General features: G+C 54.7%; 6 protein-coding genes and 1 pseudogene. 6 read left to right on the plus strand and 1 reads right to left on the minus strand.

Translation table 11 applies throughout. The features are described 5' to 3' along the window. Positions 1-3: 3 nt before the first annotated feature. The 5 genes from RUA4292_RS03575 to RUA4292_RS03595 all read left to right on the plus strand — a co-directional run bounded on the left by RUA4292_RS03575 (position 4) and on the right by RUA4292_RS03595 (position 4,308). Positions 4-522 carry a CmcJ/NvfI family oxidoreductase gene (locus RUA4292_RS03575; RefSeq protein ID WP_233493332.1) on the plus strand — a complete coding sequence of 173 codons (519 nt, stop codon included), beginning with the start codon at positions 4-6 and terminating at the stop codon, positions 520-522. Positions 523-535: 13 nt separating this feature from the next. Continuing rightward, positions 536-1,501 (plus strand): TIGR03571 family LLM class oxidoreductase, encoded by a 966-nt coding sequence (locus tag RUA4292_RS03580; RefSeq protein WP_058276350.1) that lies wholly within the window; start codon positions 536-538, stop codon positions 1,499-1,501. 12 nt (positions 1,502-1,513) lie between these two features. Beyond that, positions 1,514-2,302, plus strand: a complete 789-nt coding sequence (locus RUA4292_RS03585; RefSeq protein WP_058276351.1) for an SDR family NAD(P)-dependent oxidoreductase — start codon at positions 1,514-1,516, stop codon at positions 2,300-2,302. A 92-nt stretch (positions 2,303-2,394) separates the two neighbouring features. Next, positions 2,395-3,240, plus strand: coding sequence for an enoyl-CoA hydratase/isomerase family protein (locus RUA4292_RS03590; protein WP_058276352.1), 846 nt, complete (start codon positions 2,395-2,397; stop codon positions 3,238-3,240). An 81-nt stretch (positions 3,241-3,321) separates the two neighbouring features. After that, positions 3,322-4,308: a zinc-dependent alcohol dehydrogenase family protein gene (locus tag RUA4292_RS03595; RefSeq protein WP_058276353.1), complete on the plus strand. Its 987-nt coding sequence runs from the start codon at positions 3,322-3,324 to the stop codon at positions 4,306-4,308. Between the two features lie 567 nt (positions 4,309-4,875). On the opposite strand, the gene RUA4292_RS03600 is transcribed toward RUA4292_RS03595, so the two are convergent. Beyond that, on the minus strand, positions 4,876-5,454 hold the full coding sequence (locus tag RUA4292_RS03600) for an adenylate/guanylate cyclase domain-containing protein (RefSeq protein WP_058276354.1): 579 nt from the start codon (positions 5,452-5,454) through the stop codon (positions 4,876-4,878). Between the two features lie 86 nt (positions 5,455-5,540). On the opposite strand from RUA4292_RS03600, the pseudogene RUA4292_RS23850 reads away from it, so the two are divergent. Further along, positions 5,541-6,202, plus strand: a pseudogene (locus RUA4292_RS23850) (IS5 family transposase); the annotation flags it as partial.

Genomic DNA, 6,202 nt, shown 5'->3' on the forward strand with positions numbered 1-6,202 from the left:
GCAATGCTGCAGGACAAGCTAGGTGCGAGAGAGGTCGTGGTTTTTGATCACACTGTTCGGGCGGATGACCCCGAGGCAACGCGTAAACCGGCGCGCAATGTTCATAGCGACTACAGCAAGAGCGGAGCTGAAAAACGGCTTGTCGACTTGCTGGGAGCCGAGGCCGCAGCGGAGTGGGCGCTAGGTCACTACGCTTTTGTGAATGTGTGGCGCCCTGTGGATCATCCGATCAATTCGGCACCTCTGGGCTTTGTTCGCCCGTCATCGGTTGATCCGTCTGGCTGGATTTTGTTGGATCTAATCTATCCCGACCGAGTGGGGCAATTCATGGGGCTGGCTGGAAACCCCAAACATGAGTGGATCTATCAATCCAAGATGACGCCGAATGAGGTAGCGGTCTTCAACATCTATGACAATCAAGGCTTGGCTTCGATTGCTCATAGCGCCCTCGATATGGTCGAGGATCCAAACATCATTACCATTCGCAAAAACATCGAAAGCCGCACTTTGGTGCGCTATTGAAAGAGGGTCAGACATGTTGGATGAAACGCAGCCGGTTGAGTTTGACCAAATCAATGTGGCCTATAACCGGGTGTTCCGTCCCGGACGACTTAGCGTTGGCCTTGTGTTGCCTCTCGAAGCCTATGCCGTCGACGCAGAGCCGACGCTACGGGGACACCTGAAAGCAGCTCAGAAAGTCGAGGAGCTTGGGTTTGCGGCACTTTGGCTGCGCGACGTGCTCTTCAATGTACCAAGCTTTGGTGATCCCGGGCAGGTGTTCGATCCATTTGTCTATCTGGGTGCTCTGGCAACAGTGACAGACCGGATTGCGCTTGGAACGTCGAGTGTCATCCTGCCATTGCGTCACCCCGCGCATGTGGCCAAGGCAGCGGCGACCGCAGATATGCTCTCGAGTGGTCGGTTACTGTTGGGCGTTGCTTCAGGTGACCGCTCCGAGGAGTACCCGGCGATGAACCACAGCTTTGACGACCGAGGGGCACGTTTCCGCGACAGCATTGACTACATTCGCGCGGTTGGAACGGCCTATCCCAAGTATGATAGCGCTCAGGGCACGCTGTCTGGCGGTATTGACCTATTGCCAAAGCCGCATGGCACACGACTGCCGATGCTCATCACCGGTGGTAGCCAGCAATCACCCGATTGGGTAGCGCAGAACGGGGACGGTTGGATGACCTATCCTCGCAACGCGGTGGCTCAGGGCCAAGTCATCGCAGACTACCGGCGACGCGTGAAAGCAGCGGGCGAACCGGATAAGCCTGTTATGCAATCGCTCTATGTCGATGTCGTTGCCGACCCCGCTGCGCCTCCGCGTCCGATCCATCTTGGGTTTCAGTCTGGCACCGATTTCCTTCGCAGCTATCTGCGCGAGGTTGAAACGCTCGGGGTCAATCACGTCGCCCTGAACCTAAGGTTCAATCAAGCACCTATTGGCGCAACCCTCGAACATTTGGCGGACATGGTACTGCCTGACTTTTCTTAAAGGATTAGACCGATGACCAAGACTATTCTGATTACAGGCTCGACCGACGGCATTGGCTTGCGCACAGCAAAGAAGCTGGCCGCCGATGGGCACAAAGTGCTTTTGCATGGTCGCAGTGTACCCAAATTGGAGAGCGCAGCTGCCGTGGTTGGTGGGGATGTCGAAACCTATACCGCAGATCTGAGCGATCTCGCCGCGGTGCGAGAATTGGCCGAAAGCGTGCGGGCCAAGCATGACAAACTAGATGTTTTGATCAACAACGCAGGTGTGCTGAAAGCCCCGCAAACTGTGCTTGAGAACGGACTGGACATCCGCTTTGTCGTCAACACGCTCGCTCCGTATTTGCTGACCGAGTTGCTGCTGCCTATCATTCCTGCTGACGGGCGTGTCGTGAACTTGTCATCGGCGGCGCAGGCCCCGGTGAACATCCGGGCCATGCAGGGTAATGTTCCGCTGGCGGATATGGAAGCCTATGCTCAAAGCAAACTGGCCATCACCATCTGGACCCGTGAATGGGCGAGATCGCAAACCGAGGCACCGGTTATGATCGCTGTAAATCCCGGATCACTATTGGCCTCAAAAATGGTGAAAGAGGGCTTCGGCGTTGCCGGGAACGACATGAGCATAGGTGCTGATATTCTTGTTGATGCGGCGTTGGGTGAGCGGTTCGCTGGTGCGTCGGGTGCATATTTCGACAATGATAGTGGGGCCTTCGCAAATCCGCATGCTGCGGCAATGGACAAAGGTCACGTTGCCGACGTCATGAACACAATAAGAGACTTGATCAGCCAGACTGCCTGACCAACGCGGCGCTAAAGCGCCTCGTACTTCCACCATTAACTCTCCCCTGACCCTCGCGCATGCCGCGTCGAGGTCCAAGAAAGGACTGCCTGATGAAATACGAGAACTTTCAAACCTTTGACGTAGCCGTTGAGAACGGAATCGCTACAGTGACATTCAACTTTGGCTCCGTGAATGTGCAGGGCCAGAAAATGCTGGCAGATCTCAACAGTCTGGCCATGCGGCTGGAGCGTGATCGCGATACCAAGGTCGTAATCTTTCAATCTGCCAATCCGGAAATCTGGGTCTGCCACTACGACACCGACCTGCTCAAGGACATGTCGACTGAGGCAGTATCCCGCGAGGATGCGCAGCTTTTGGATCTTCAATCCGTCTGCGAGCGGATCAGTAAGGTGCAGCAGGCAACCATCGCAAAGCTGGAAGGGTTTGCACGTGGTGGTGGGCACGAATTGGCGTTGGCCCTCGACATGCGCTTTGCAGCGCGGGGCAAGTACAAGTTCATGCAGATGGAAGTTGGCATGGGTATCCTGCCCTGCGGCGGCGGCGCCTCGCGCATGGCGCGTCAAACCGGCCTTGGAAAAGCGCTTGAGATCATCCTGAGCGCGCAAGACTATGACGCGGATGATGCAGAGCGTTTAGGTACCATCAACAAGGCTCTGGAGCCGGATGAAATCGGCCCGTATGTGACCGCACTTGCCGAACGGATCGCACAATTCCCAGCAGAGTCGATCAATGCCTGTAAACAGATGGTTTATGAATCCATCGACAAACCGATTGATGAGGCGCTGAAGGCCGAAGCCTATTGGCTCTATCAGGCCACCAGCAAAACTCCGGCGGTCAAACGGTTCACCATCGCGGATGAACAAGGTCTGGAACACGACATCGAAAACCAGCGCAATTGGGGCGATCTGGTGATGCAGGTGCAAGACATCAACTGATCACACCCCAACACAATAAACTCGTCGGGCGTGCGTCGTTGCAACGTCGGCCTGACACTCCGTCACAGAAGGAACATCTCAATGAAAGCAATGGTTCTAAACTCCTTCGGACCCAATGCCCCGTTCGAGCTTGCTGAAATGCCCGACCCGGTCGCAACTTCTGGACATGTGGTCGTCAAAGTGGCCGCAACCAGCGTCAACAACGTCGACACAATGATCCGAAGCATGGGCGGGGACCTACCTCTGTCCCCCCGATTGCCCGCCGTGCTGGGTATGGATTTTGCTGGCACGGTCGTCGCTATTGGCGACGGAGTGACAGGTTTTGCCATAGGTGATGAGGTTTACGGCTGTGCGGGTGGTTTGATGGACCTCCCGGGCTCACTGGCGGAGTACATTAACGCAGATGCTCGTCTGATAGCGCGCAAACCCAAGACGCTAAGTATGCGGGAAGCCGCCGCGCTGCCTCTCGTCGGAATCACCGCCTACGAAGGGCTGACCCGTGCTGGTGTTGGCGAAGGGCAGAACGTGCTGGTACAGGGCGGTGCCGGTGGCGTTGGTCATATTGCCATCCAAATCGCCCGCCACCTTGGTGCCAAAGTGTCCGCAACTGGTCGCGGCCCAGATCAGATGGCCCTGATCGAAGAGTTGGGCGCGCGTCCTGTGGATTTCACAACGCAAAAGGTCGAGGACTATGTGGCAGAGCACGCCGACGGCGTGGGCTTCGATGTGGTGTTTGATAGCGTTGGCGGGCCGAACATGACGAACTCGTTCGAAGCCGCCAGGCTCAGTGGCCATGTCGCCTCAACGGTCGCGATGGTCGAGATTGATTTGACGCCTGCACATTTCAAAGGTCTGTCTCTGCACGTCGTTTTCATGCTGATTCCGATGATGCACGATGTTGGGCGGCAAACCCATGGAGACATCTTGCGGTCGTTGGCGGATCTGGTGGATTCTGGCAGGCTCAAGCCAATTGTCGACGAACAGAAGTTTGGGTGGGACAATGTCGATGCCGCCTATACGCATCTGACGCATGGAGGTGCGGTCGGAAAAGTCGTTGTGGAACTATGATCTGATCCGGTTGGGCTTGGTGGGCGCACAATGATCTTGCGCACCAACTCAGCTTGAGCTGCAATTGAAGTCGCCTATCAGTGCTTAGCTGACATTAGCGCAAATTGCATCAAAGGTTACTTTGGGCTCGATGCTGTCATTCACTAAATCACAACCGACGTCCGCTTTGCGGGACAGAGCTGTCTGATGCGGGTGCAGCAAACTTCGCGGCGGCTCGTCCAACGAGTTGTGAAACTAGTCGCTGCTCTATAGCGTGATTTCCCGAAAGCGGTCATTGAATGCCGCCAAATTGGCTTTAACCGAGACCGTCATGCGCTGTGTCCGCGTCGGACGGCTGGTTTCGGACATAGCAGCCAGATGCCGTTACGCCGATTTTCGCAGCAATTCGCCCGTCAAGTTGAGAAACTGACCACGGCACTTCAGTGTATTTCCAAGAATGCAGCCCTTGCAAATTGTCGCTATTGGCGGCAGTACAGATTGACTTTCAAATGGGCCAATTCAGCCATATCAATAGCACGCCAACTATTGTTTGGCCCGCGGTCGCCGCCACACTGTCGATCGCAGCACTCAGGACAATATTTCAAATACTGTATCGGTCTCTTCTCTGCCACGTACTTTAACTTCGCCAATCTCACAGCATCGGATTGCTTCCACATTCTCAATGCATTTCTGCGTTGAGGAAGAAACGAGAACCTGAACCCCATACTTTTTTGTCAGGGCTTCAATGCGCGACGCAAGGTTCACTGCATCACCCAAAACAGTGGAATCCATGCGATCAGCTGATCCCACAGTTCCTAGCACAGCTTCGCCAGTGTGAATGCCGATGCCAATTGAAACTGAATCATGCTGTTCTTGCACCCTTTTTCGGTTAAACACTTCTAACGCGGACAGCATGTCCAGCGCAGTCCGTACAGCATTTTGGGCAGCAGTTGCTGGATCATCGTCATCCACAAATAGCGCCATAATGGCATCCCCTATGAACTTGTCGATGAACCCGCCGTTCATGTGGATTGGAGCGTTCATCATTTCAAAATATGAATTCAGAAACTCCAACAACTCTTGCGAAGTGAGGGATTCTGACAAAGATGTAAACGAGCGAATGTCGGCGAACAGGATAGTGACAACGCTGGATTTGCCATTTCCCAATTCAATCTTGCTTAGGCTCAGGACCTATTAATCTGATTGAGGTTGTCGGTTCGGCGTGATTCAAGCTCTCAAACTGCGGGGGTTATATGAGCAATCTTTACTGGCTGAACGAAGATCAAATGGCACGGCTTCGGCCCTGTTTTCCGAAGAGCCACGGTGTGCCACGCGTCGATGATAGGCGGGTATTGAGTGGTATTATCTTTATTAATCGCAACGGCTTACGTTGGTTCGACGCACCAAAGGAGTATGGTTCACCTAAGACGCTTTGTAATCGTTGGAAGCGGTGGAGCGATATGGGTGTGTTTGCCCGAATTATGGAGGGCCTTGCCGCTGAAGCCCCTGACCATAAAACGATTTCAATCGATGCGACTTACCTCAAGGCCCACCGGACAGCTTCCAGCTTGTCGGTCAAAAAGGGGGGCGCGGACGCCTGATCGGGCGTACCAAAGGCGGCATGAACACAAAGTTGCATGCAGTGGCTGACACGGTTGGGCGGCCCATTCGGTTCTTCATGACCGCCGGTCAAGTAAGCGACTACACTGGGGCGAGAGCTCTTGTCAGTAGCCTGCCAGCAGCCGACTGGCTGCTTGGGGATCGTGGCTATGATGCGGATTGGTTCCGTGAAGCCCTTGTAGATNTGGGAGTAACGCCTTGCATCCCCGGACGAAAGTCACGCGGCAAGGCCGTCAAATATGACAAACGCCGATACAAACGCCNCAATCGTATCGAGATCATGTTTGGCCGCTTG

It is taken from the genome of Ruegeria atlantica (assembly GCF_001458195.1).
GTDB lineage: Bacteria > Pseudomonadota > Alphaproteobacteria > Rhodobacterales > Rhodobacteraceae > Ruegeria > Ruegeria atlantica.

Bases quoted from the DNA above. Each gene is read 5' to 3' on its own strand.
- RUA4292_RS03580 (WP_058276350.1), top strand. From the start codon at position 536: ATGTTGGATGAAACGCAGCCGGTTGAGTTTGACCAAATCAATGTGGCC.
- RUA4292_RS03595 (WP_058276353.1), top strand. From the start codon at position 3,322: ATGAAAGCAATGGTTCTAAACTCCTTCGGACCCAATGCCCCGTTCGAG.
- RUA4292_RS03575 (WP_233493332.1), top strand. From the start codon at position 4: ATGCTGCAGGACAAGCTAGGTGCGAGAGAGGTCGTGGTTTTTGATCAC.
- RUA4292_RS03590 (WP_058276352.1), top strand. From the start codon at position 2,395: ATGAAATACGAGAACTTTCAAACCTTTGACGTAGCCGTTGAGAACGGA.
- RUA4292_RS03585 (WP_058276351.1), top strand. From the start codon at position 1,514: ATGACCAAGACTATTCTGATTACAGGCTCGACCGACGGCATTGGCTTG.